The organism is Psychrobacter sp. 1Y11, from assembly GCF_052259045.1.
Lineage (GTDB): Bacteria > Pseudomonadota > Gammaproteobacteria > Pseudomonadales > Moraxellaceae > Psychrobacter.
Window position 1 is genome coordinate 227,716 of record NZ_JBQQER010000002.1, and the last position, 24,444, is coordinate 252,159.

Below are 24,444 nucleotides of genomic sequence, written 5' to 3' on the forward strand. Positions count from 1 at the left end.
TTATAAATGAGTATATAAATATAATAGAAAGTTTGCCCATACAGATTGAGACAGCGCAGGTCAATAAATCATGATAATATTGATTGATTTTTGATAATAAACTGATGGTAGTGGTCGGTGAATTGGTAGCCACAAGTCGTTCAAAAATAGTCTCTGTCAGTTCCATAAATGAATGCTATACAGCCCCTCAGATACCCCCTAAGACAACTAGGTAGATATGATGAAAAAACAACCCGCACAATGGTTATTAAGTATTGCCTCAATTGGCGTGGTCGGCGCTATTATGACGCAAAGCTACGGTACGGCAGTGGCAAACACTGATACTGGAAGTTTCGTACAAACCCCTGAGCAAAAAATCACCACTAGACAAGTGGCCGCTTTATTAGATCGCAGTCATTATCTAAATCAGCCGCTCGACACTCAGATGGGTAGCGATATCTTAGATATGTATATCGATAGCTTAGACCCGAACCATACGCTATTTTTGCAAGCTGATGTTGATGAGTTTAAGAAAAAATATGCTGATGATTTTGGTAATCGTCTTAAGCGCGGAGACTTGTCAGCCGGGGTTGATGTATTTGAGCGCTATCGCAAGCGCTCTAATGAGTATTTTGAGATGGCCAAAAAGATGCTCAAAACTGATATTGATTTGACCAGTGATGAGACGATTATTCTTGACCGTGAAGAGCTGCCTCATTTCACAAGCAAAAAAGCTCAGCGCGATTATTGGGCGCGTCAGTTGAAGTTTCAGCTAATGAGTATTACTTTAGGTCAAGAAAGTGAAAAGGCGAAAGAAAAAGTCTTCTTAGATGATCCTGATATTACTCTTGGTCAAGATTTGGTTCGTGATGATCAGCGCACGCCAAGCGAGATCTTACTCAATCGCTTATCGAGACAACAAGGCCAAATGGAGCGTCTCAAAGATGACCAGATCATGGAGACTATCTTAAATACCGCGATGCTCACTTATGATCCGCACAGCAATTATTATGCCCCAATTCAAGCCAACGAGCTACAAATTCAATCAAGCCTGCAACTAGAAGGTATCGGCGTCTCTATTCGCCCTGATCGCAAAAATCCAGATTATACTCGCATTGTTACTTTAGTCGATGGGGGCCCTGCTGCCAAAACAGGACAAATCAAGCCAAACGATTTGATTATCGGTATCGCTGAAGACGGCAAAACTATGACCGACGTGGTCGGTTGGTCCACTCGCGAGATCGTAAGTCTCATTCGTGGTAAGCGCGGTACGTCGGTCACCCTAAAGCTGCGTCAGCCAAACACCCCTGATGCTAGTGCCCGTACCATTACGGTAGTACGAGATATTATCCAACAAGAAGAGTCGGGAGTGACTCAGCGCGTCGTTGAGGTACCATATGCTAGTGGCGCGAAGGATAGTAATGCTGTACTAAAACGTATCGGTGTACTGGAAATACCAAGCTTTTATTTAAACTATAGAGCGCGCCGTAATGGCGAGGATTACCGTAGCGTCAGCATCGATACCGAAAATGCTATCAAGGAGCTCAATAAGCAAAATATCGATGGCTTAGTCATTGATTTACGTAACGATCCAGGCGGATCTTTAGACGAAGTCGCTAAGATGCTTGGGCTGTTTATCAAAAGTGGGCCTTTGGTTCAGATCCGTGATAACCGCGGCAACATCCAAGTCTATCGCGATGATGATGGTGGCAAGCAGCTCTACGATGGCAAGCTGGTGGTTATTACCAACTTAGCCTCAGCCTCAGCGAGTGAGATCTTTGCCGCAGCGATTCAGGATTACGGCCGCGGCTTGGTCGTTGGTAGTACTACTACCGGTAAAGGCTCAGCGCAGATTCAGTTAGATAGTCTCGCATTAGGATCAGCGACTTTGACTCAGCGTAAGTTTTACCGTATCACCGGCGGTAGTACGCAGAATAAAGGCGTAGTACCAGATGTTGAGCTCGTCAATATCTATGATGATGCCACTTTTGGTGAGCGCGCGCAAAAGAATGCGCTACCATGGGATACTATCAAGACCGCCCCGTATAAACCTGAAGGTAAGTTTAGCACTGATATGCTAACCACCTTGAATCAGCAATCCAAAATTCGTCAAGAAAAAAATCCTCAATTTGTCTACTTATCTACGCTTAATGATATTCGAGACATGGATGACGAGAAAAAACCTATCGCCCTAGACATTGACAAGCGTCGCGCCAAGATGAAACTGATTGAGCAGCGCTCCTTAGAAGCTGAGAATAGAAGACAAATAGCGACTGGCTCTAGCCCTTATGCTAACTGGAACACCTATCAAGCAGCGATGGATGCGAAGTTTGAAGAGCGTAGTAAAATGAAAGAAAGTGAGCGTCCAGAGCTGCCAGAAGACGAGGTGTATATCTTTGAAGCGGCGCGTCTCATGTTAGACGCTGAGCCCACTGTTGTAGCTAGTCCAGCGGAGAGTTTATAAGCCCATCTCTATCATGTAAGCATATGCTTACATGCGTTGACGCTTAGACGTCTTACTTATTATCGTCTAATTTGCGATTATAGTGTCACTGCACAGTTTGTTGATACTGTTTATTTACACTAGGGATTGGTGTTATAAGATAGATGGTTTATGAATTGCGTCAGGGATGGACTGCTGATCAAGGAAGATAGGGCTATAAGCCTGAATAGCGATATATCTCGGGATTAGATATGACGTTATATTAACAAGGATGTTAAGTAATAAAGACTGTATAGTGCTCGTCACTATGCAGTCTTTTTACGTTTGGATAAAGCTAGATCCTTAAATAGAATCTACAAAGAAAAAGAGCCAGTAGTATAATAACTACTGGCTCTTGCGCTTTATAGCTCAGCTATAAAGAATAACTCAGCTATAAAAAGCTGATAGCAGATTAATGCTCAACGCCGCCGGCACCGTGGACATGGCCGTGGTTCAGCTCATCTTCAGTAGCAGCGCGTACTTCTTGAATCTCTACATCGAAAGTCAAACGCTTACCCGCTAGAGGATGGTTAGCATCAACAGTAACTTCTTGATCGTTGACATCAGTTACCGTCACTAGCATCACTTGGCCACCCGCTTCTGACTGAAACTGCATGCCAGGCTGAATGTCATCAACGCCTTGGAAGTTATCGCGAGGTACCTTTTGTACCGCTTGCTCTTGGTATTCGCCGTAGCCATCAGCAGGCTCAACGACTGCATTGACTTTTTCGCCAGCAGATTTGCCTTCTAGTTGCTGCTCAAGGCCTGGAATGATGTTGCTATGACCATGAAGATAAGCAAGAGGTTGGCCTTCTGGCGACTGATCAAGGATATTGCCTTCATCATCTTTTAGCGTATAGTTGAATTTGACGGCGGTATCTTTTGCGATAGTAGTCATAAATTATCCTAAATTGAATATCGTTATAAAATTAAATTTGGAGGTAATAAACCTAAAAAGGTCGATCAGCTAAAGAGCCATATCAATAATCAATTATCATCAGTTTATTAAGGTAACTGTTAAAAAGAAACTGTTAATTTCACTATTAATTAGAGTAACTGTAGCAGTTAGCCTCTTTAATTGAGATGGTTATGATAACTTTCAAGGCAAAATGCATAAAAAAAGAGGATTTATCGCATATTCATGCTATTTGCGGTCTAGATTACTTTGAGTTTGAGCTATTGTTAGCTGTAGCATACGCTTTAGCCGTTGCGTTTTTGCGCAAGGACTTCTACCATAACTATAAATACTACCAAGATAATAAGCAGAGATTATGACCGCTACTACTTTTAACCATTTAACTGAAAGCTTGGACAATAAAAAAACTGCTTTGAGCGATAATACCGCTACTATTAGCTATAGCTTAGATTTTGCGCGTTTTAATGAGCATTTAGTCGATGTGACCTTGAGCTTTACGGCGACTATGGATAGCCCTGAGCTGTGGTTGCCGGCATGGATTCCCGGTAGTTATCTGATGCGTGAGTTTGCGCGTAATATTACCGCGGTCCATTATGAGATAGTAGCAGATAAGCCGACAAAATCTTATCGTGCTCAAAAAATAGATAAGCACAGCTGGCAGCTACCAGAGGTAACAGCAGGACAGGCAATAAAAGTGCAGTACGAAGTCTACTGCTATGATTTGTCCGTGCGTAGCGCTTATGTCGATCAGCAGCGTCTCTATGGTAATTTCACCTCGTTAACGGTGGCAGTAGCAGGGCAAGAGCTGTCGCCTGTACAAGTCAGTTTGTTAGTTCCAGCCGCTTTTATAGCTAACAATAATAATGATGCCACAACTGATAGCTTTATAGATAATAATGAGACTAACCAAAGTGAAGTGGTGTTAGCTTGTGGTCTTAAAGCTAGCCATTTACAGCTAGATAATCATCACGGTTATGGCCTACAGGCAGACGATTACTATCAGATGATTGATCATCCGTTTGAGATTGCGCTGCAGCAGTCCTTTGATTTTATTATTCAAGACGATGAGCATCAAACCTTGCCGCATAGCTTTTATCTCTCTGGCAGACACAATGCCAATATGGGGCGTCTGCAACATGATGTCACCCAGATTTGTCAGACCTATCTGAACTGGTTAGGAGATGCGCCTTTTAGTGACTATACCTTTATGACTTACGCCAGCGGCCAAGATTATGGTGGCCTTGAGCATATTAATTCAACGAGCTTGATTACGCCGCGTAACGATCTGCCAAGTGGTGATGAGCCAGTATTGCCAAGCCCTGATTATCAGCGCTTTTTAGGTCTATGTAGCCACGAGTACTTTCATGCGTGGTGGGTGAAGACCGTGCGCCCTGATGTGATGATGGAGGTGGATTTACGCCGTGAAGCTTTCACCCCGCTTCTTTGGGTGTTTGAGGGTTTTACCTCTTATATTGACGATTTTATGCTACAAGCCTCAGGCGTCATCGATAAGCCAAGCTACCTTAAGCTATTGGCGGAGCAGATCAACCACTATTATCAAACCGATGGCCGCGCCAATCAAAGTGTTGCCGAATCGAGCTTTGATGCTTGGATTAAACTTTATCGTAGTGATGAAAATACTGGTAATGCTGGTATTAGTTACTACAATAAAGGCGCTTTAGTCGCGCTGTGTTTGGATCTAACGCTGCAACAAAAAACGAATGGCCGCTATCGTTTATTTGATGTCGTCAAAGCCTTTTATCAGCAAGCCAAACAAAACAATAAACAGCGTATCGGTATCAGTAGCGCCGATATGGGAGCAGTGATTAGTGGGTTTATGTCACAGGCGGAGTGGCAGGATTTTGAGCAGCGCTATATCAATGGGGTCGAAGAGTTACCTATTAAGACGCTGCTAAGCGCGAATGGTATCAGCTGGCATGAGAACGAGATAGAAACGGCAGACAAAAACATCCCTTGGGGCATGCGCTGTAGCGAGGCGGCTACAGGGCTAAAAGTGAATCGCGTGCAGCGCGGTAGCATTGCGGCAACGGCTGGTATCTCAGCCAATGATATCATCGTCGCCATTGACGGTATCAAGGCTACCAGTAAGCAATTAGCGCTATTTAGTCCTCTGAATCAACCGGTGAGCTGTCATCTGTTCCGCCGCGACGAGCTCATGACGATGACGATACTGCCAAAACAAAGCGCCGATACTGCTATTCAGGGTCAACAAGCATTTCCGCACAAGATAAGCTTGACGCTAGTCAATACAGATAGCGCTGAACAAGAGGCTGACAAGACAGCTTCGGCTTGGCTGGATGTTTTATCGGACTAATCGTTTTTGGTTTTTAATAACAAATAAGACTTTTACTCATAGTAAAAGTCTTATCATCGATCTGGAGGTTTTTGGCATTACGGTTTTAATGTCGGTTAGTAAGTCATAGCTTTATGCCTTAGTAGCTAACCGCTATCTGCTTACCAGTGGTCTTGTTGTCTTTGCTTGTTATTCTTGCTCGTCGTGTTTGATAGTATCGCCATGTTCTTCTGGCTCTAGACTCTCTACCGATTCTGGTACTGGGGCATTGTTGGCAAGCCAGTCTTCTAATATCTGTATAATACGCGGCTGATCTCTAGTGATTTGTACCGCCAGTCGGCGCATCTCCACATCAGTACCATATCTAAGCTGTACTTGCGCAAGTTGTAATATGGCTTGCTGATGAGCAAGCATTCCGCGCGCAAAAGCTAAATCTGCGGCAGGAGACTCCGTACCCATTCTGATGTTATAGTTCATAGAAGCTACAATGTCGGCATAGTCGAGCTGCATGGCTTCAGTATTGGGCTTAGGATTAGGGATATCAGGGTGGCTGGCTAGCCATTTGTTACTGATATCAATCTTTTGCTGTTGAGATTTGATGATCTCTTGAGCCAGTAGTTTGAGCTCGTTGTCTGTTCCATATTTGAGCTGCAGCTCCGCCATACTGATAGCGCCGCGATGCAAAGCAAGGATGGTTTTGGCAAAAGCGGTATCTGGATCGTTATAAACTATGCCTATCATGATCTCATTATTCATTCTAGTCATTGCCTTAGTATAGTCCTCCGTCATCTGCTCGCTATTGACCATACTCTCGTCTGTTTCATCCACTACTATTACTTCATCAGTATCATCTTGAGTCGCCGAGTTCTGCGTGACTATCGGGGTATCCGTGGTCTCGGCTGTTGTTTCGCTAGGGTCAGAGGCAGGCTGACAAGCACTTAGGGCAAACCCTACCACAACGCTGATGAGAGAAGCGCTAAAACGCGATGACAGTATCATAGTAATCCTTAACATAAGCCGGCGGGATCAAACGTAACCATAGAAAACGGTAGTTAAATACTAGCAGATTTAACAGATAAATCTAGAGAGTTTGAGAGAGCGATTTCATAATGATTAAGGTATTTGTGGCAACCTTGATAAAACTACTGTTTTCTTAACAGAATAACGGCCTGTTAGTCATTAATCCCTAACTGCTGACAGCGCTCAGTATTGAGATGAATCCGTACAAATTCTCCACTCGCCAATGACCCTAAGTCAAAACCGGCTACCGACCAGCGGATAAGGCGTAAGCAAGGTAGATCCACATGTGCGGTCATTCGCCTGACTTGTCGATTTTTGCCCTCATAGATCGTCAGCATCAGCCACGAAGTCGGAACGTTTTTGCGCTCGCGTATCGGTGGATCGCGTTGCCACAATTCAATAGGTAGCTCGTCTTCTGCGACCATTTTTGCTGTCGCAGGTAGCGTCATACCGTCTTTTAGTAAGACACCGTTTGTCAACTTATCGAGCTGCTCTTGGCTCGCTTCTCCTTCCACTTGCACTAGATAAGTTTTACCTTGTTTATATTTATCTTTATTAAAATTTTTTTGACTAGGCGGCTGGGTAATGGCTTTATTGACACGGCCATCACTAGTCAGAATTAACAGACCCTCCGAGGTGGCATCTAAGCGGCCGGCGACGCGCAGTGACTTATCGGTGAAATACTGCGATAGGGTAATATGGTTATTATTACTGTCATCACGAAACTGACTTTGTACCCCATAAGGTTTGTTAAAAAGCACTAAGCTTGAGGTGGCCATGAGAGGAGTGTTCCTAATTAAAGATTAGAGATAGTCATACTATCAATCTTTGCCATAAAAAACACCTCAACAGTATTATACCATTGAGGTGTGGCTATCATTTAAGCGTTCTATATTGCTCAACTAGCGTTATAGCGACTTATTAATCACTATTATAATGAAGCAATAGCTTCGTTAAATAGCTTACTCGGACGCATGGCCTCTTCAGCTAGTTTTTCATCAGCTAAGTAGTAGCCTTTGATATCTACAGGCTTGCCTTGTGCTTCATTCATCTCTTCAACAATCGCTTGTTCATTATTTTCAAGCTGCTCAGCTAGAGGTGCAAACTGAGCTTTTAGCTCCGCATCTTGATCTTGCGCTGCAAGCTCCTCAGCCCAGTACTTAGCTAAGTAGAAGTGGCTACCACGGTTATCAAGCTCACCAGTTTTGCGTGATGGCGATTTGTCGTTTAGTAGTAGTTTTTCAGTCGCTTTATCCAATGAGTCTGCTAGTATTTTCGCTTTAGCATTATCATCATTTTTGGCTAAGTGCTCTAAAGATTCAGTCAAGGCTAAGAACTCACCTAATGAATCCCAGCGTAGATGGTTTTCCTCAACCAGCTGCTGCACGTGCTTAGGAGCAGAGCCCCCTGCGCCGGTCTCAAACAAGCCGCCACCTTTCATGAGCGGTACTACCGAGAGCATCTTGGCACTAGTACCAAGCTCGAGGATAGGGAACAAATCAGTCAGGTAATCTCGCAGGATATTACCAGTAGCTGAGATAGTATCGAGACCGCGAGCGACACGCTCTAAAGTGTAACGCATGGCACGAACTTGCGACATAATTTCGATATGCAGACCGTCGGTATCATGATCTTTTAGGTACATATTGACCTTTTTGATCAGCTCATTTTCGTGTGGACGGTATGGGTCTAACCAAAAGATAACCGGCGTATCTGACTCACGTGCGCGGCGCACAGCAAGCTTAACCCAGTCTTGGATTGGCTCATCCTTGGTCTGACACATGCGCCAAATATCACCCTTCTCAACATACTGCTCCATGAGCACTTCATCAGTTTCTTCGTCAACAATACGAGCGGTACCTGAATCGGCGGCTTCAAAGGTTTTGTCGTGCGAGCCGTACTCTTCTGCTTTTTGCGCCATAAGGCCAACGTTTGGTACTGTGCCCATCGTAGTAGGATCAAAGTTGCCATGCCACTTACAGAAGTTGATCATCTCTTGGTAGATGCGTGCAAAAGTAGATTCAGGCATCACGGCTTTACAATCATACATTTTGCCATCCGCGCCCCACATCTTACCGCCTGAGCGGATCATCGCTGGCATAGACGCGTCAACAATCACATCGCTAGGTGAGTGAAAGTTAGTGATACCTTTATTAGAGTCGACCATCGCCAGACGAGGACGATGCACTTGGCAGGCATGTAAGTCGCGCTCAATCTCTTCTTGTAGAGAGGTTGGCAGCTCTTTGATTTTGTCGTAAAGTGATGCCATACCGTTATTGACGTTGATGCCTAACTCATCAAAGAGCGCACCATGTTTTTGAAAAGCGTCTTTATAATAAGTTCTGACCGCATGACCGAAGACGATTGGATGCGAGACTTTCATCATCGTCGCTTTGACGTGTAATGAGAATAAGATACCAGCTTCGCGGCAGTCTTCCATTTCACGCTCATAAAACTCAAGCAGCGCCTCTTTACTCATAAACATAAGGTCAATGACTTCTTTATCTTGCAAAGCTAGACCCTTTTTGAAGACATGAACCGTACCATCGTCAGTAACACGCTCCATACGTACAGTGCGCGCTTTATCTAAAGTCATCGATTGCTCACCGGCGTAGAAATCACCACCATGCATGTGTGAGACGTGCGTCTGTGACCACTGCTTCCATTCGCCCATCGAGTGCGGATGTTTACGCGCGTAGTTTTTGACCGCTTTTGGCGCGCGGCGATCGGAGTTACCTTCACGCAGTACAGGGTTGACTGAGCTACCTAAAGCCTTGCCATAACGACGGCGAATCTCTTCTTCTTCCTCTGTCTCTGCCTCATCTGGAAAATCAGGTAACGCGTAGCCTTTACCTTGTAGCTCTTTGATAGCAGCTTTTAGCTGACCAACAGAGGCACTGATATTTGGTAGCTTAATGATATTAGCGTTTGGATCTTGCGTGAGACGGCCTAGCTCCGCTAAGTTATCAGGAACACGCTGCTCCTCGTCAAGATAGTCAGGAAACTCAGCTAAGATACGCGCGGCAACAGAGATGTCACTCATCTCTACTTCGACGCCTGCGGTTTTAGTGAAGGCTTCAACGATAGGCAAAAATGATAGGGTGGCTAGCGCTGGGGCTTCGTCGGTTTTTGTATATATAATTTTTGACATTGTAATCTCTTATTCCTTTTGGTTGTCATTAAGCGTTTGATTCTTATAAAAATAAAAGCTGTTTGCGAATTAAAATAAAGACAGCGGCAAACGGGTAGGGCGGTAAGTGGTTCATTTATCAAAGTGATAATACGGATAAGCTAACAATCGAAAGCAATACTCAAAGATAGTAATAAATAGCCAGTTCCAATCGATTGATCCTTCTAATTGATCCTTTTAAATGATCAGCAAGGGTCTCATTTTGAACAGCTTAAGGCTAATTTTAACATTAGCCCACAGAGAACAACAGCGACACGACTATTTTTTACCATAACGAGACTAAAATAAAACGTCTTAAGCTCATATCAGAAACTATCCATGCAAATAGTTTAAATGATGAGCTTGAAAGAGTACTACTAAGCTTAATCGTTATAAGCTCAAAGCCATTTTAAAACTACGGTATCGAGGCGATGATGTCGTTTAGAAGTTGACTTGGGCGCATGACATTTTCAGCCCGTTCTTTATCTAATAGATAGTAACCGCCGATATCAACAGCTTGACCTTGCACCTCATTGAGGTCTTTGACAATGGCGTCTTCATTATCAGTGAGGGCTTTGGCTAACGGTGTAAAGGTCTGTTTTAACTCGCTATTATCATTTTGCGCTGCTAGCGCCTCTGCCCAGTATAGCGCTAGATAAAAGTGGCTACCACGGTTATCAAGCTCGCCGGCTTTGCGTGAGGGAGATTTATTATTCATTAGTAGCTGTTCTGTCGCGGTATCTAGCGTATCTGACAGTATTTGCGCTTTATCATTGTCCTCATGAATAGCCAAATGTTCAAGCGACTCTGCTAATGCCAAAAACTCCCCTAAAGAATCCCAACGTAAATGGTTTTCCTCAACCAACTGCTGCACGTGCTTTGGCGCTGAACCACCAGCACCTGTTTCAAACAGACCGCCGCCATTCATAAGGGGCACGATAGAGAGCATTTTGGCACTGGTGCCAAGCTCTAAAATTGGGAACAGGTCAGTGAGATAATCACGCAGCACGTTACCGGTGACTGAAATGGTATCTTTGCCTGCTTTTAGGCGCTCTAAGGTAAAGCGCGTGGCTTCACGCACCGGCATGATACGGATATCTAGGCCTTCAGTATCGTGATCTTTTAGATAGCGTTCTACTTTTTTGATTAAGGCGGCATGATGCGGGCGTTTTTTATCTAACCAGAAAATAGTAGGAACTTTGCTGGCACGAGCGCGAGTGACGGCGAGCTTGACCCAGTCCTGAATCGGCGCGTCTTTGACCTGATTCATCCGCCAGATATCTTCTTTTTTGACTTGATGTTCAGTAAGTACGTTGCCAGCATCATCTAGCACTTGCACTTTACCTGAAGATGGGATTTGGAAGGTTTTGTCATGCGAGCCATATTCTTCTGCTTTTTGGGCCATCAAGCCGACATTCGGTACTGAACCCATCGTTGCCGGATCAAAAGCACCGTGCTCTTTACAGAACTTAATAGTCTCATCATAGACACAAGCGTAGCTACTATCAGGAATGACGGCTTTGGTATCATGCAGCTCATGATCAGTGCCCCACATTTTACCTGAGTTACGAATCATCGCAGGCATGGAGGCATCGACAATGACATCGCTAGGCACATGCAAGTTAGTGATGCCTTTTTCTGAATCAACCATTGCCAGACTAGGATTGTGTTTATAGATATTTGCAATATCATCTTCGATAGCTTGACGTTTGTCAGCAGGCAGCTCTTTTATTTTGGTGAGTAGATTACTAAAGCCATTATTGACATTGACGTCTAGCTCTTTAAAAGTATCGCCATATTTTTCAAATAGCTCTTTAAAATAAACTTTTACCGCTTCACCAAAGATAATAGGGTCAGAGACCTTCATCATGGTGGCTTTTAGATGTAAGGAAAACAACACATTTTTTGCTTTTGCGTCTTTAACTTGCTCGTTTAAGAACGCTACTAAGGCGTCGTGACGCAGTACCGCTGCATCAATCACTTCGCCTGCGAGTAGGGGCGCTGGCGCTTTTAGCTCAGTGATTTCTCCGTTATCGTTAGTAAATTCGATACGATAATCTGTCGGCTGGTCAACTGTCACTGAAGTCTCTGTATCAGCAAAGTCGCCATGATCCATAGTAGCAACGTGCGACTTCGAGTCAGGACTCCACGCGCCCATTGAGTGCGGATGACGCCTAGCGTAGGCTTTGACGGCTTTCGGCGCGCGGCGATCTGAATTACCTTCACGCAGGATCGGGTTGACCGCACTGCCTTTGATTTTGTCATAACGAATACGTACGTCTTTTTCTTTATCCGTTTCTGGATGATCCGGATAGTTAGGCAAGGTGTAACCTTTATCTTGTAGCTCTTTGATAGCCGCCTTTAGCTGTGGAATAGAAGCGCTGATATTAGGCAGCTTAATAACATTGGCGCCAGGCGTTTTAACCAATTCACGTAGCTCTTGAAAAGCGCTAGGAATACGCTGCTCTTCAATCAAAAAATCGGGAAATAAAGCAATAATACGCCCTGCTAACGAAATGTCGGCGGTTTCGACGTCGATGCCTGCGGTATTAGCAAAAGCTTTGACGATAGGTAGAAAGGAGAGGGTGGCTAGTGCCGGTGCTTCATCCGTTTTTGTATAAATTAGTTTTGACATTATAGTGGTTATTCCTTTGAGTAATTATTAATAATAAATGTGAAGTTTGGCAATTTTATATTTGGTAGTAGTATTCCACTTTGAGTTACCTTCGGCCTTGAATTAACAGCGGCTATGCTTTTAAATAAATGATTTTAGAGTAACAAGTTGGCGGGTGGTCTCTTGAAGAATTTTGATTCTACTGAGAGTTTTTATAAAAAATCAGAATCAGTTAATGTTTTGACGGTTATAGTCAAGCTACAGCTAAGCGATAGTCAAGCCATCCAAAATCAATGATAGATGATGCATTGCGTTGATAAACTATAAATTCAAGGCGATGTCAATGTATCAAAATGAACTAGGGATAGTATGATTGCTAATATCTCATATCTTAGAATTATATTAAACTGTTAAAAGCCTTATTCTAGCAGTCATCAGTATTAAAAACATCTTTTTGCTAGCTCTAGCATTGGCTGCTTCTTTATTCCTCAATGAACATCAAGGCTAACTCGCTGTTAAAAATCGCATAAAGAATAGCCGTTAGAATTTGCAAATTTTAACCGCATTCTTATCAAAGTTTGTTAGGCTAATAGTGACTTAGTACACAATAATAGTAGGTGTCATGAATTTAAAGTATGCGCTAGTAGGTGATATGAGCTGGCAAACCCAAGCGGACTGGCAAGCGCCTGACACGCCGTTTATGTCTTTTGCCTTTTGGCAGGCGCTAAGTGACACTGGTGCTATCGGTGAAAAAGCAGGCTGGCTGCCGATTTATATTAGTGTTTATGAGGATGATACGCACAGCCCTATCGCGGTAATGCCTGTCTTTGTTAAAGGTCATCACCAAGGCGAGTTTGTGTTTGATTATTCTTGGGCGCAGGCTTACGCGCATTACGGTCTGGATTACTATCCGCGTCTAGTGACGAGCGTGCCTTATACACCGATTACCGGGCAACGTCTATGGCTAGCGGCAAATCGGAGCTTAACGCCTGAAATAATACAGACCGCCATCAAAGGGGTAGATGATATTGCTCAGCAAGTGGGGGCGTCTAGCTGGCATTGTCTCTTTGCTGAGCCTGCGCTTGCAACTATAGCTGCTTCATCAAGTCAAGAGATTGCGCAGATTATCCATGATAGCGCCAAAGAGCTGGCTAGCGAAGAGGATAGGCAGATACAAGGACAACCACCAGACTCCCCACAAAAAAATAAGCGATCTTTGCCTATCCTTGAGCGTCAGGGCTGTCAGTTTTTATGGCAAAATCAAAACCTGACTGCTGACGCTCAGCCTTTCGCTGATTTTGATGGTTTCTTAGCGACGTTAAGAGCGAAAAAGCGCAAAACTATTCGTGCCGAGCGCCGTAAAGTCACTGAGCAAAATATCGTCTGTGCACGCAAATGCGGTAGCGATATTACTGATAGTGACTGGAAAGCGTTTTATCATTGTTATGTGATGACTTATGCGGTGCGCGGTCAGCAGCCTTATCTGACATTAGAATTTTTTATGGCGCTCGCTCAGAGTATGCCTGAGCACTTAATGCTGGCGCTCGCATATGACAACGACAATGAGATTATCGCTAGTAGTTTGTTTCTCTACGATAAGCCTGATAGCGAGCATTCAACGCTTTATGGGCGCTATTGGGGCGCGCTTGCCGATTATGACAGCTTGCACTTTGAGCTGTGCTATTATCAAGGCGTAGAGTTTGCTATTGAACAAGGTTTGCAGTATTTTGACCCGGGTACGCAAGGCGAGCATAAGCTAGTGCGCGGTTTTATTCCGACGACGACCCACTCGTTACATCGTATTTATGATGAGCGTTTTATTCCAGCGATTAGCAATTTTTGTATGGAGGATCGGCAACGCATGGCACAGTATCGTCAACAAGCGCATCAGGCTCTGCCGTTCAATGCTGACAATATGCCGGTCTTTGATAGTGAGCAATAATCGCCATCCCTTATACTCTCCCTTCTACTTTGCTATTGGATACTAGGGTATTGAGGGTTTTTTTGTTTTTATATCTGTAATAATCAATAATTTTGTTAACTATGCCAAGTCACTCTTCTAACGCTCATACTCCTTCTTCAGTCTCACCGCCGGCTGCGCTATCATCTTGGCTCAATGTCGAAGGCTCATTGACCGCCGTGTTAGAGGCAAAGTCAGGTCAACCTCTGCGTGTAGAGCGCTGTTTTGAGGGCTATCGGCTACTGAGCTTAACGCAAAAAAAGCAACTAGGCATGTCAGCAAAGCAGTACAACAGACCGATACTGGCTTGGGTGCGCGAAGCGAAACTATATGGCGATAGTGACCAGCCCTGGGTGTGGGCGCAAAGCGTTTTTCCGCTACCTAGTTTGCAAGGCTCAGCCAAGCGCTTACAACAGCTAAAAGGTACTCCCATCGGTTACGTACTCTTTAAGCGCCGCCGGACGCTACCCAATCAGCGCTTTATCTCCTATACTGAGCAAGGATGGCAGCGCCAAACCCGCTATGATTGGTACGGTAGAAGGTTATTGATTAGTGAAACTTTTTTGCCGGATTTTTTATCTCGTCTTGATGAATGCTAGGCGCTGAGCAAATTTTAGTAGTATGGATTTAAGAACTGAGGAGGTTGTGCTTAGTAAGCTAAATTAGCAACCCATCAAAGCCTACTACTTTGGTACTTCTTTTTTCATAGTCTAAAAAACATCTCATTTACTCAGCGCAAAGTGAGTTTTTGCATTTACCTTATCTGGTTTCATGTTAAACTCAAATCACAGCAAAATTTCAGTAGGATAAGACCTGCAAGATGAATGCTGAATTATCGTCACCAAGCATGAGTTTATTTTAGGTTTATCATGAGCCAGCACTCATCGCTTACCCTTCTATTTTTAAACCCTTTTTTATCACTCTTAATAAAAATATGCTATAGGACATAACTATGTTTAAAGATATCTCTATAAAAGAATTTGACCCAAAACTTGCTGAAGCCATGGAAGCTGAAAGCCAGCGTCAAGAAAGCCATATCGAGCTTATCGCCTCAGAGAACTATTGCTCGCAAGCGGTAATGGAAGCACAAGGCTCAGATCTAACTAATAAATATGCCGAAGGCTATCCAGGTAAGCGTTACTATGGTGGCTGTGAGCACGTCGATGTCGTTGAGCAATTAGCTATTGATCGCGCCAAAGAGCTATTTGGCGCAGAATACGTCAACGTCCAGCCGCATTCAGGTAGCCAAGCCAACTCTGCAGTATTCTTAGCGTTACTTGAAGCTAACGATACGGTGCTCGGCATGAGTCTTGATGCCGGTGGTCACTTGACCCATGGCGCGCATATCAACTTCTCAGGCATTAACTACAACGCCGTACAGTATGGCTTAGTTGAAGAGACGGGCCTGATTGATTATGATGAAGTCGATCGCTTAGCGCGCGAGCATAAGCCAAAGATGATCATCGCAGGTTTCTCTGCCTATTCGCAAGTGGTTGATTGGCAGCGCTTCCGTGATATCGCTGATGAAATCGGTGCCTATTTCTTGGTCGATATGGCGCACATTGCAGGCCTTGCTGCTACTGGCGCGTATCCAAATCCAGTACCATTCGCTGATGTGGTCACTAGTACTACCCATAAAACCTTACGTGGCCCGCGCTCAGGTATCATCATGTCGCGCGACGATAAGCTTGCCAAAAAGCTTAACTCTGCCGTATTCCCAGGCAACCAAGGTGGTCCATTGATGCACGCCATCGCGGGTAAAGCGGTCTGCTTTAAAGAAGCACTCGAAGATAATTTCAAAACTTATCAAGAGCAAGTGGTCAAAAACGCCAAAGCTATGGCAGAAGTAATCATCGATCGCGGCTATGAAATCATCTCTGGCGGTACTGAAAACCATTTAATGCTCATCAGCCTTGTGAAGCAAGAGATGACGGGTAAAGAAGCGGATAAGTGGCTTGGCGATGCTTTTATCACCGTTAATAAAAACGCCGTACCTAATGATCCAAAATCGCCATTTGTGACTTCTGGTATCCGTATCGGTACGCCAGCATTAACCACTCGCGGCTTCGATGAAGCAGATGTCAAAGAAGTGGCAAACTGGATCTGTGACGTGTTGGATAGTCGCGGTGATGAAAAAGTGATCAGTGACACGCGCGAAAAAGTAAAAGCTATCTGCGCCAAAAAGCCAGTTTATGAGAAAAACCAATAGGTCTTTTTAGACGCTGTTAGACGTTTCTAAATCTATAAAAATCAACAACCGCTTAGCTTTTTGCTAGGCGGTTTTTTTATTACTATTATTTATAGTAAGTGACTGGGCAACATTACACCCTTTTTAAGAGTAATAACTTTCAAAACTGAGTTCACACTGTAATCAGAAAAATGAATAAATATTTTGTTTGTTCAATCTTATTAGTATATATTTGATGATGTAAATTTATTAATAATATTAATACAAATTGTAATATATAACTACATACATTATTTTGGTTTTATTGCTGTGACTTAAGTATTCACAATGAAGTGATTCTTACAAAAGGGATTTTTATGAAAAACCAATCGTTAGTCGCTATAGTGCTACTACTCAGCGCTACTCTCGCGCGAGCAGCAGAACCGTCAGCTTTAGAAGCTGAACCCTCAGGTCTAGCCGCATTTGGTGCGGGTCTTGATAACTTTATGGCCAATATATTTGGCTGGTTCGTCGATCTTATTTTCTTTTCAGTGCCTCTAGGCGATGTAAGCTTCCCGCTAATTGTGGGTTGGCTGCTCATTGCGGCATTGGTATTTACCTTCTATTTCGGTTTTATTCAGTTTCGTCAGATAGGATTGTCTCTAGATATTGTCAGAGGCAAATATAGCGATCCAAATCCTGCTATCAAAGAAGAAGGCGAAGTTAGCCATTTTCAGGCTTTAGCCACTGCTTTATCAGGTACCGTTGGTCTTGGTAATATTGCTGGCGTGGGTGCGGCATTGGCTATTGGTGGACCTGGGGCTACCTTTTGGATGATTATGGTCGGTCTATTTGGTATGGCTACCAAGTTTGTAGAGTGTACGCTAGGGGTAAAATACCGTACGATACTGCCATCTGGTGCTGTATCGGGTGGACCTATGTACTACTTAAGCCGCGGTATGGCAGAACGTGGCATGGGCGGATTAGGTAAAGTGTTAGCGGTTGGTTTTGCGCTCATGTGTATATTGGCAACTTTCGGTGCTGGTAACATGTTTCAGGGTAATCAAGCTTTTGCGGTAATGAGCTCTACCTTCAGTATTCCAACGGATTACAGTTTATTCTTTGGTATTGGCTTGGCTTTTTTAGTCGGCATGGTCATCATCGGTGGCATGCCTCGCATCGCAACGGTTACTGAAAAAGTCGTGCCTTTTATGGCTTTATTGTATATCACCATGGCGGTGATTGTCCTTATTGCCAACTTTAATCTTATTGGAGCCGCTTTTGGTGAGATTTTCACAGGAGCATTTACCGGTGCTGGTGTTGCTGGCGGCTTTATTGGAGCGTTAATTCAAGGTTTAAAACGTGCGACCTTCTCTAACGAAGCTGGGGTTGGTTCAGCGGCTATTGCTCACTCAGCGGTAAAAACGAATGAGCCTGCTACTGAAGGGTTAGTGGCTTTACTAGAACCCTTTATTGATACTGTTATCATTTGTACTATGACGGCGTTGGTTATTACTATATCTGGAGTGAATACAGCAGCAAACTTGCAAACGCAAGCACTGACAGGTGTCGATCTAACCCGTGCCGCCTTTATGGAAACGGCCCCCATTTTCCAGTACTTTTTAGCCGTAGCTGTATTATTGTTCGCCTTTTCAACGATGATTTCATGGTCTTATTATGGTCTAAAAGCTTGGACTTATCTTTTCGGGGAAGGTAGAGGTGGTGAGATGATATACAAAATTATCTTCCTAGTATTCGTCGTTATCGGTACTATCGTACAGTTTAGCTTCGTTATCGACTTCTCAGATGCCGCTCTGTTTGCGATGGCCATCTTTAATATCATTGGATTATATTTCTTGATGCCAATTGTGAAGAGAGAGATTCAATCCTTTGTCGCTCGCGTGAAGAGTGGTGAAATTAAAAAGTATAAATAATGGTTTTTATTGAATACAGACCGCTTGGCTTTTGGCTTAGCGGTTTTTTTATTTGTATAAATAAGGTTTGGCAATTTGTTGTAGGAATGGTCACGCCTTTACCCTTGATGGTGATATGTTGGCTTAGGCGTATAAGTAATAAGCTTGTGCTTACTCATAATATTTTCTCATTATTATCATTTATACTACGAATAATATTGATGGTGCGCGTGGCGATATCCTACGACCTAGCTTATTTAACTCAACCTAGCTTAACTGCGCTAGCCACAAATTCATAGCAAATCCGACAAACAACAACCCAGTCAAACTCATGCTGACCATAATCAGTAACGGGGACTGACTAAACTTGCGTGATAACGTCTTACCCGAAAACACCATCACACTTAGATAGCTAAAACTAATGATTTGCAGAATGATGGCCAATATAAAAAAGGATACAAAAGGATGAGGGTAGGCGGGCTCAACGAACTGCACAAAGAAGGATAAGAAAAACAAAATAGCTTTTGGATTAGTCAGGCTCAGTAACAGCGCACGATTAAAGAAGTTTTGGTGAATGGGCGCAGCTACCAGTTTGGGCTTGGCGTCCATTAACAGCGCTCTATGACGAAAGGTTTGATAGGCTCCCATGAGCAGCTTTATGCCTAAGTAAAATAAATACAAGCCGCCTATGAGTTTAATCGTAGTGAATAAAATAGGATAGAGCTTGAGTAAGCTGCCGACTCCTAAAACGGTCACTAGCATCAAGATACTATCGCCTAAGAATATGCCAGCGACCGTATGATAACCCTTACGTACGCCATGTGCCGCCGATACGGACAGGCAATATAAACTGTTTGGGCCAGGCAGTAAGATAATGAGAATGGAGCCAATAATATAAGCGCTAAGATCAGTAATACCAAACATAAAGAAACCTTTGCCACACTTAAATAAAAGCCCCAATCATACAAATACAATCGGGGCTTATTCATATCTACTTATTTTAATTTTTACTTAAAAACCTACATAAAGGGGAGCTGAGTAAATATTTGCAGTACCGTAGCGTTAACGATATCGACAAAGAATGCACCGACCATAGGGACAATCAAAAAAGCCTTGGGCGAAGCTAAGTAGCGATCGGTTACCGCCTGCATATTGGCAATGGCCGTCGGGGTGGCGCCCATACCGAAACCACAATGACCCGCAGAGAGTACAGCGGCATCGTAGTCTTTGCCCATAATTCGGAAGGTCACAAGGTAGACATAGATCACCATAATAAGCGTTTGTACTAACAAAATAATCAGTACAGGCCCGGCCAAATCAGTTAACTGCCAAAGTTTCAGTGAAAGGAGCGCCATAGCTAAGAATAGACTCAAAGAGGCGTTACCGATGACATCAATCGCCCGATCAAACATATCGAAATTAAAGACAATAGTGAGTGAGTTACGAATGATTACCCCAGCGGCTAGCGCCCAAACGAAGGTAGGCAATTGGAACCAAGTATCTTCGGCCACTGTCGTCATAATATCGGCAAAAGCTAAAGCAGCAGCAAATAGCGCTAACGACTCAATAGTGGAAGAGGCGGTAATCAGACGGATATGATCAGGTTTTTCAAAGATTTCTTTGCTGCTAAGAATCTCATCCTCATCGTGCTTGGTACTATACAGCGACTGTGAACTGGCTACCTTTTCGATATCACTAGGGTTAGGATCATCTTGGGTAGGACGAATGCCTAGCTTGCGAATGAGCTTGCGTGCGACAGGTCCACCGATGAGGCCACCTGCGACTAAGCCATAAGTGGCAACCGCAATACCTAAAGTGGTGGCACCGACTACGCCATACTCTTCTTCTAATACTACGCCCCATGCGCCTGCAGTACCATGCCCACCGGTCAATGCGATAGAGCCTGTCACTAAGCCAAGTAGCGGATCGAGTCCTAGCGCACTGGCCATAGCGACGCCAACGATATCTTGCAAAATAATAAATACCGATACCACAACTGTAAAGATAAATAACGGCGAGCCGCCCGCTTTGAGTCTGCCAAAATCGGCACTAAGGCCAATAGAAGCAAAGAACATCAGCATCGTTGCAGTTTGTAACCCTTGATGGAAGTTGAAGCTATAGCCCCAAATCAGATTGAGCGCATAAACAATCATCGCGGCGACCAAGCCACCGACCACAGGTTCTGGGATATTAAAATCCTCTAACACTTTGATCTTTTTGATTAAAAAACGCCCAAGTAATAGCACTAATGTTGCCAATATCAAGGTGTAATAACCGTTTAATGTCATTTCCATAAATGAATCCTTCTCGTAAACTTCGGTTGTAAACTCGATAATAGGACTGATTGATAATGAAGCAACACCCTATTCTTCTGATGTATCTGTTACAGCCGTTATCAGTCTTTATGTAGCAGTATAATTCATAGCTGCGGCTTGCCATACTCTTTATAGGTATGTGCAATAATTTATTTAATCTAAAAAGCTATCAATTTAAATAATAAAAAACGCCAGCGATTAGGCTGACGTTGTTTTTGGATTATACTTTAAATTAAACGATAAGTAACTAGCTAAAAGCCAGTTGAGCACTGATAAAGTGCTTGCTTAAGCAGATGTTAAGCGCGGGTCTCCCCATGACCGTAGACGATCCATTTTTGTGAGGTTAGACCTTCTAATCCAACTGGGCCACGAGCGTGAATCTTATCGGTTGAGATACCAATCTCAGCGCCAAGACCATACTCAAAGCCGTCAGCAAAGCGGCTAGAGGCGTTAATCATCACACTAGCGGAGTCGACTTCGCGGATAAAGCGCTGCGACTTACTATAATTATCAGTGATAATGACGTCAGTATGATGGCTGCCGTGAGTATTGATATGCTCAATCGCCGCGTCAAGTCCATCGATGACTTTTACCGCTAAGATAGGCGCAAGGTATTCAGTATCCCAATCCTCTTCAGTAGCTGCTGAGAGATGACCGTCAAGCTTAGCATTGTCTTTTAATATACTTTGCGCTTGCTCATCGAGACGCAGCTGCATCGCTTCATCGGCTTTGACGATAGCTTCCGCAATTTGCGGTAGCATCTCATCGGCGACGGCCTTATCGACCAATAGCGTTTCCATAGTATTACAAGTGCCATAGCGATGTGTCTTGGCATTGACGCTGACCTCTATTGCTATATCAGCTTGGGCATCACTATCGATATAAGTATGACAGTTACCATCTAAATGCTTGATGACTGGTACTTTGGCGTCTTCACTAATACGAGAGATTAAGCCTTTGCCGCCGCGTGGGACAATGACATCGACGTAATCGGTCATTGTAATCAGCTCACCGACAGCCGCGCGGTCAGTGGTTTCTAGTACTTGCACGCTGTGCTCAGAGAGACCGGCTTCACTCAAGCCTTTATGGATACATTTAGCAATGGCTTGATTGGACTCAAAAGCTTCAGAACCACCGCGCAAGATAATAGCGTTGCCAGATTTAAGCGCTAAAGAAGCGGCTTCCAAAGTCACGTTAGGACGCGATTCGTAAATCATACCAACCACACCGAGCGGCACCCGCATTTTACCTAGATGGATGCCGGAGGGGCGAAACGTCATATCAGTGACTTCCCCGATTGGATCGGGTAGGGCGGCGACGTCTTTGAGACCTTGAAGCATGCCATCGAACCTAGCATCGTTTAGCTCTAAGCGATCGAGTAGGGCGGCCTCCAAGTCATTGCTATCACCTTTATCCATATCTATTTTGTTCGCTGCTAAAATATCGGCTTTCGCGTTGACTAACTCATCATGAATGCTCATAAGTGCTGAGTTTTTATCGCCAGTATTGGCAGCCGCGAGGGCACGAGAGGCGGCGCGCGCTTGCTTACCGACCGTTTGCATATAAGCTTTTATATCTGAGGTATTCGCTTGACTCATAAATTGTTTTCCTTTTGGTTACGGATGAATCGTTATTTGGAATAAATGTTTTAGACGAGCAAAAAGGCCTAAACAGGCAAAGTCCAACTAAAGGGCTGTAAAGAATATCGTTAATAAGGGCTAAATCCAGTGCTTTAACAAGTGTCTTAATTATTGTTCTCACTTAGGATAAAGCGTTATGCTATTTAACATAGAGCAGATTGTGGTTAGAGTAAAGTTGAATTTGTGAACAGCGCTCATTTGCAATTTCGATTTAAGCGTTTTTAACATCGATTATGGATCATTAAAGGCTTTGTCTTACGAGTCTCTAACACAACTGTGTTGCAACTACTAAGGTAGTCATTACTAGATCTGATTATACTAAGCGTTAAATATTAGATGTATTAACAGCTTGATATGAGTGACATCTTGTAAAACTAATTAGCGAGGGAAATATGAAAAAATCGACTTATAAACTAGGGTTATGCGCAGCGGCCGCTTTTACATTAACACTTAGCGCTTGCTCTGATAAAGGCGCGGCGACTACTGAGGAGGATCCAACGCTAGATCCGCAAACGCAAGTAGAGCAAGAAGCTACCGGCGTTGATGATGTTGCGCAAGTGACTGAAGGCGTCAATAGTGCAGATATCTCTGATGATCCCATGGTTAATGATGACGTTGCAGTAGCGAGCGCCGATGATGACATTGCTATAGCAACGGTAGACGATGCTGATGTCCTCGATGGTTCTGAGTCTGAGGAACACGTCTCGACTTATTAAGGGTTACGGATATCGCTGCGTCATTGGCGTTACAGATAATGGAGCGCTAGGTGGCTTAAAGTGTTAAAATAAAGCTCAAATTATGACAGTGATTTGGGCTTTATTTATGGAGTAATGGCCAATAATAGAGAGTATTTGCCTTTTTGCTGTATTATAAGCGACAATACGCTGCCTTTTACTTCAGTAAGCTGCTTGAAAGCCTTATTCATAACAATCGGAAACCTGTTTAACCATGCTTGATATTGCCAAAGACTCGACTCGCCCCATCGCTTTAGATATACAAGATCTGCATAAAAGCTACGGCTCTTTAGAGGTGCTAAAAGGGGTATCGCTCACCGCCTATGATGGCGACGTGATCTCGATTTTGGGGTCGTCGGGTTCCGGAAAGTCGACGTTATTACGTTGTATCAACTTGTTAGAAAAACCAACTAAAGGGCGTATCAGTATCGGTGAAGATGAGCTGATGCTAAAAGCCAATAAGTCAGGCGAGATGCAAGCGGCAGATCATAGACAGCTTGAGAATCTACGTGCGCGCGTTGGTTTTGTCTTTCAAAACTTCAATCTATGGCCGCATAAAACCATATTGCAAAATATCATCGAAGGTCCGACTCAGGTTCTAAAAATCAAAAAAGATCAAGCCATCAGTGAAGCCGAACAGCTTCTAAAAAAAGTAGGGCTGTCCGATAAAAAAGACGCTTATCCTGCCAATCTCTCTGGCGGTCAACGTCAGAGGGTTGCTATTGCCCGCGCTTTGGCTATGCAGCCAAGAGTGCTCTTATTCGATGAACCAACTTCCGCGCTTGATCCTGAGCTGGTCAACGAAGTACTCGCCGTCATGCAAGACTTAGCAGAAGAGGGCCGTACTATGCTGATCGTCACCCATGAGATGCGCTTCGCTCGAGATGTGTCAAGCCAAGTAGTGTTCTTGCATCAAGGCATCATCGAGGAGATGGGCACGCCTGAGCAAGTATTTGATAATCCAAACTCGCAGCGCGTCAGAGACTTTATGGCTTCCCATCGCCAGAACTAATCCTTATTTCAGACTTGTCAGCTGACGAATCGGCTAGATAAGTCTGCTTGCATCAGTTGAGCTATTTTCAAACCAGTACCAGGTTATTAACCTTCTTCCTTTTATAGCCTAGGTTACGCAGCTCTGTTTCGCTTGCGCGCGGCATGGATCCTACAAAGAGATCAACCTCATATGTTTTCATAGCGGAATCTCTTTACTTATAGCTGACA

Annotated in this window: 16 protein-coding genes; 8 read left to right on the forward strand and 8 right to left on the reverse strand. The window is 43.9% G+C overall.

Going from position 1 to position 24,444, the window contains the following annotated elements; translation table 11 throughout:
* The first annotated feature begins 220 nt into the window (after positions 1–220).
* Positions 221–2,443: a carboxy terminal-processing peptidase gene (locus tag ACTXGJ_RS02580; protein WP_443565083.1), complete on the forward strand. Its 2,223-nt coding sequence runs from the start codon at positions 221–223 to the stop codon at positions 2,441–2,443.
* A gap of 430 nt (positions 2,444–2,873) precedes the next feature.
* Here ACTXGJ_RS02580 and ACTXGJ_RS02585 read toward each other — a convergent pair whose 3' ends face one another.
* Positions 2,874–3,359, reverse strand: coding sequence for an FKBP-type peptidyl-prolyl cis-trans isomerase (locus ACTXGJ_RS02585; protein ID WP_025646448.1), 486 nt, complete (start codon positions 3,357–3,359; stop codon positions 2,874–2,876).
* 373 nt (positions 3,360–3,732) lie between these two features.
* Between ACTXGJ_RS02585 and ACTXGJ_RS02590 the strand changes: the two genes are divergently transcribed.
* A complete protein-coding gene (locus tag ACTXGJ_RS02590; protein ID WP_443565012.1) occupies positions 3,733–5,712 on the forward strand; it encodes a M61 family metallopeptidase in 1,980 nt (659 codons plus the stop codon).
* A gap of 168 nt (positions 5,713–5,880) precedes the next feature.
* Here the strand turns inward: ACTXGJ_RS02590 and ACTXGJ_RS02595 are convergent, their stop codons facing one another.
* The 4 genes from ACTXGJ_RS02595 to ACTXGJ_RS02610 all read right to left on the reverse strand — a co-directional run bounded on the left by ACTXGJ_RS02595 (position 5,881) and on the right by ACTXGJ_RS02610 (position 12,515).
* Positions 5,881–6,690 carry a DUF305 domain-containing protein gene (locus ACTXGJ_RS02595; protein WP_443565013.1) on the reverse strand — a complete coding sequence of 270 codons (810 nt, stop codon included), beginning with the start codon at positions 6,688–6,690 and terminating at the stop codon, positions 5,881–5,883.
* A 173-nt stretch (positions 6,691–6,863) separates the two neighbouring features.
* Positions 6,864–7,490, reverse strand: a complete 627-nt coding sequence (locus ACTXGJ_RS02600) for a pseudouridine synthase (RefSeq protein ID WP_439240106.1) — start codon at positions 7,488–7,490, stop codon at positions 6,864–6,866.
* A gap of 152 nt (positions 7,491–7,642) precedes the next feature.
* Positions 7,643–9,862, reverse strand: a complete 2,220-nt coding sequence (locus ACTXGJ_RS02605) for an NADP-dependent isocitrate dehydrogenase (protein ID WP_439240103.1) — start codon at positions 9,860–9,862, stop codon at positions 7,643–7,645.
* A gap of 433 nt (positions 9,863–10,295) precedes the next feature.
* Positions 10,296–12,515: an NADP-dependent isocitrate dehydrogenase gene (locus ACTXGJ_RS02610; protein ID WP_443565014.1), complete on the reverse strand. Its 2,220-nt coding sequence runs from the start codon at positions 12,513–12,515 to the stop codon at positions 10,296–10,298.
* Between the two features lie 601 nt (positions 12,516–13,116).
* On the opposite strand from ACTXGJ_RS02610, the gene ACTXGJ_RS02615 reads away from it, so the two are divergent.
* From ACTXGJ_RS02615 to ACTXGJ_RS02630, 4 genes are all read left to right on the forward strand, one after another.
* Positions 13,117–14,436 carry a GNAT family N-acetyltransferase gene (locus ACTXGJ_RS02615; RefSeq protein ID WP_443565015.1) on the forward strand — a complete coding sequence of 440 codons (1,320 nt, stop codon included), beginning with the start codon at positions 13,117–13,119 and terminating at the stop codon, positions 14,434–14,436.
* A gap of 101 nt (positions 14,437–14,537) precedes the next feature.
* On the forward strand, positions 14,538–15,053 hold the full coding sequence (locus tag ACTXGJ_RS02620) for a chorismate--pyruvate lyase family protein (protein ID WP_443565016.1): 516 nt from the start codon (positions 14,538–14,540) through the stop codon (positions 15,051–15,053).
* Positions 15,054–15,406: 353 nt separating this feature from the next.
* Positions 15,407–16,663 (forward strand): serine hydroxymethyltransferase, encoded by a 1,257-nt coding sequence (gene glyA, locus ACTXGJ_RS02625; RefSeq protein ID WP_443565017.1) that lies wholly within the window; start codon positions 15,407–15,409, stop codon positions 16,661–16,663.
* Positions 16,664–16,998: 335 nt separating this feature from the next.
* Positions 16,999–18,555, forward strand: coding sequence for an alanine/glycine:cation symporter family protein (locus tag ACTXGJ_RS02630; RefSeq protein ID WP_443565018.1), 1,557 nt, complete (start codon positions 16,999–17,001; stop codon positions 18,553–18,555).
* 246 nt (positions 18,556–18,801) lie between these two features.
* Here ACTXGJ_RS02630 and leuE read toward each other — a convergent pair whose 3' ends face one another.
* From leuE to ACTXGJ_RS02645, 3 genes are all read right to left on the reverse strand, one after another.
* Positions 18,802–19,458 (reverse strand): leucine efflux protein LeuE, encoded by a 657-nt coding sequence (gene leuE / locus ACTXGJ_RS02635; protein ID WP_439240093.1) that lies wholly within the window; start codon positions 19,456–19,458, stop codon positions 18,802–18,804.
* A gap of 95 nt (positions 19,459–19,553) precedes the next feature.
* Complete coding sequence (gene gltS / locus ACTXGJ_RS02640; protein ID WP_439240091.1) at positions 19,554–20,828, reverse strand: sodium/glutamate symporter; 1,275 nt, start codon at positions 20,826–20,828, stop codon at positions 19,554–19,556.
* A gap of 317 nt (positions 20,829–21,145) precedes the next feature.
* The gene (locus ACTXGJ_RS02645; protein WP_443565019.1) at positions 21,146–22,447 is read right to left on the reverse strand and encodes a glutamate-5-semialdehyde dehydrogenase; all 1,302 of its coding nucleotides are present in this window, start codon (positions 22,445–22,447) and stop codon (positions 21,146–21,148) included.
* Positions 22,448–22,881: 434 nt separating this feature from the next.
* On the opposite strand from ACTXGJ_RS02645, the gene ACTXGJ_RS02650 reads away from it, so the two are divergent.
* Together ACTXGJ_RS02650 and ACTXGJ_RS02655 are read left to right on the forward strand one after the other, a co-directional pair.
* The gene (locus ACTXGJ_RS02650) at positions 22,882–23,205 is read left to right on the forward strand and encodes a hypothetical protein (protein WP_439240087.1); all 324 of its coding nucleotides are present in this window, start codon (positions 22,882–22,884) and stop codon (positions 23,203–23,205) included.
* A gap of 232 nt (positions 23,206–23,437) precedes the next feature.
* The gene (locus ACTXGJ_RS02655) at positions 23,438–24,235 is read left to right on the forward strand and encodes an ABC transporter ATP-binding protein (protein WP_439240085.1); all 798 of its coding nucleotides are present in this window, start codon (positions 23,438–23,440) and stop codon (positions 24,233–24,235) included.
* Positions 24,236–24,444 lie beyond the last annotated feature (209 nt).

Excerpts from the sequence above, each read along its gene's own strand:
- ACTXGJ_RS02650 (WP_439240087.1), top strand. The coding sequence starts at position 22,882 with ATGAAAAAATCGACTTATAAACTAGGGTTATGCGCAGCGGCCGCTTTT.
- ACTXGJ_RS02655 (WP_439240085.1), top strand. The coding sequence starts at position 23,438 with ATGCTTGATATTGCCAAAGACTCGACTCGCCCCATCGCTTTAGATATA.
- glyA (WP_443565017.1), top strand. The coding sequence starts at position 15,407 with ATGTTTAAAGATATCTCTATAAAAGAATTTGACCCAAAACTTGCTGAA.
- ACTXGJ_RS02595 (WP_443565013.1), bottom strand. The coding sequence starts at position 6,690 with ATGATACTGTCATCGCGTTTTAGCGCTTCTCTCATCAGCGTTGTGGTA.
- ACTXGJ_RS02580 (WP_443565083.1), top strand. The coding sequence starts at position 221 with ATGAAAAAACAACCCGCACAATGGTTATTAAGTATTGCCTCAATTGGC.
- ACTXGJ_RS02590 (WP_443565012.1), top strand. The coding sequence starts at position 3,733 with ATGACCGCTACTACTTTTAACCATTTAACTGAAAGCTTGGACAATAAA.
- ACTXGJ_RS02605 (WP_439240103.1), bottom strand. The coding sequence starts at position 9,862 with ATGTCAAAAATTATATATACAAAAACCGACGAAGCCCCAGCGCTAGCC.
- ACTXGJ_RS02585 (WP_025646448.1), bottom strand. The coding sequence starts at position 3,359 with ATGACTACTATCGCAAAAGATACCGCCGTCAAATTCAACTATACGCTA.
- ACTXGJ_RS02600 (WP_439240106.1), bottom strand. The coding sequence starts at position 7,490 with ATGGCCACCTCAAGCTTAGTGCTTTTTAACAAACCTTATGGGGTACAA.
- ACTXGJ_RS02645 (WP_443565019.1), bottom strand. The coding sequence starts at position 22,447 with ATGAGTCAAGCGAATACCTCAGATATAAAAGCTTATATGCAAACGGTC.
- ACTXGJ_RS02620 (WP_443565016.1), top strand. The coding sequence starts at position 14,538 with ATGCCAAGTCACTCTTCTAACGCTCATACTCCTTCTTCAGTCTCACCG.
- leuE (WP_439240093.1), bottom strand. The coding sequence starts at position 19,458 with ATGTTTGGTATTACTGATCTTAGCGCTTATATTATTGGCTCCATTCTC.
- ACTXGJ_RS02610 (WP_443565014.1), bottom strand. The coding sequence starts at position 12,515 with ATGTCAAAACTAATTTATACAAAAACGGATGAAGCACCGGCACTAGCC.
- ACTXGJ_RS02630 (WP_443565018.1), top strand. The coding sequence starts at position 16,999 with ATGAAAAACCAATCGTTAGTCGCTATAGTGCTACTACTCAGCGCTACT.
- ACTXGJ_RS02615 (WP_443565015.1), top strand. The coding sequence starts at position 13,117 with ATGAATTTAAAGTATGCGCTAGTAGGTGATATGAGCTGGCAAACCCAA.
- gltS (WP_439240091.1), bottom strand. The coding sequence starts at position 20,828 with ATGGAAATGACATTAAACGGTTATTACACCTTGATATTGGCAACATTA.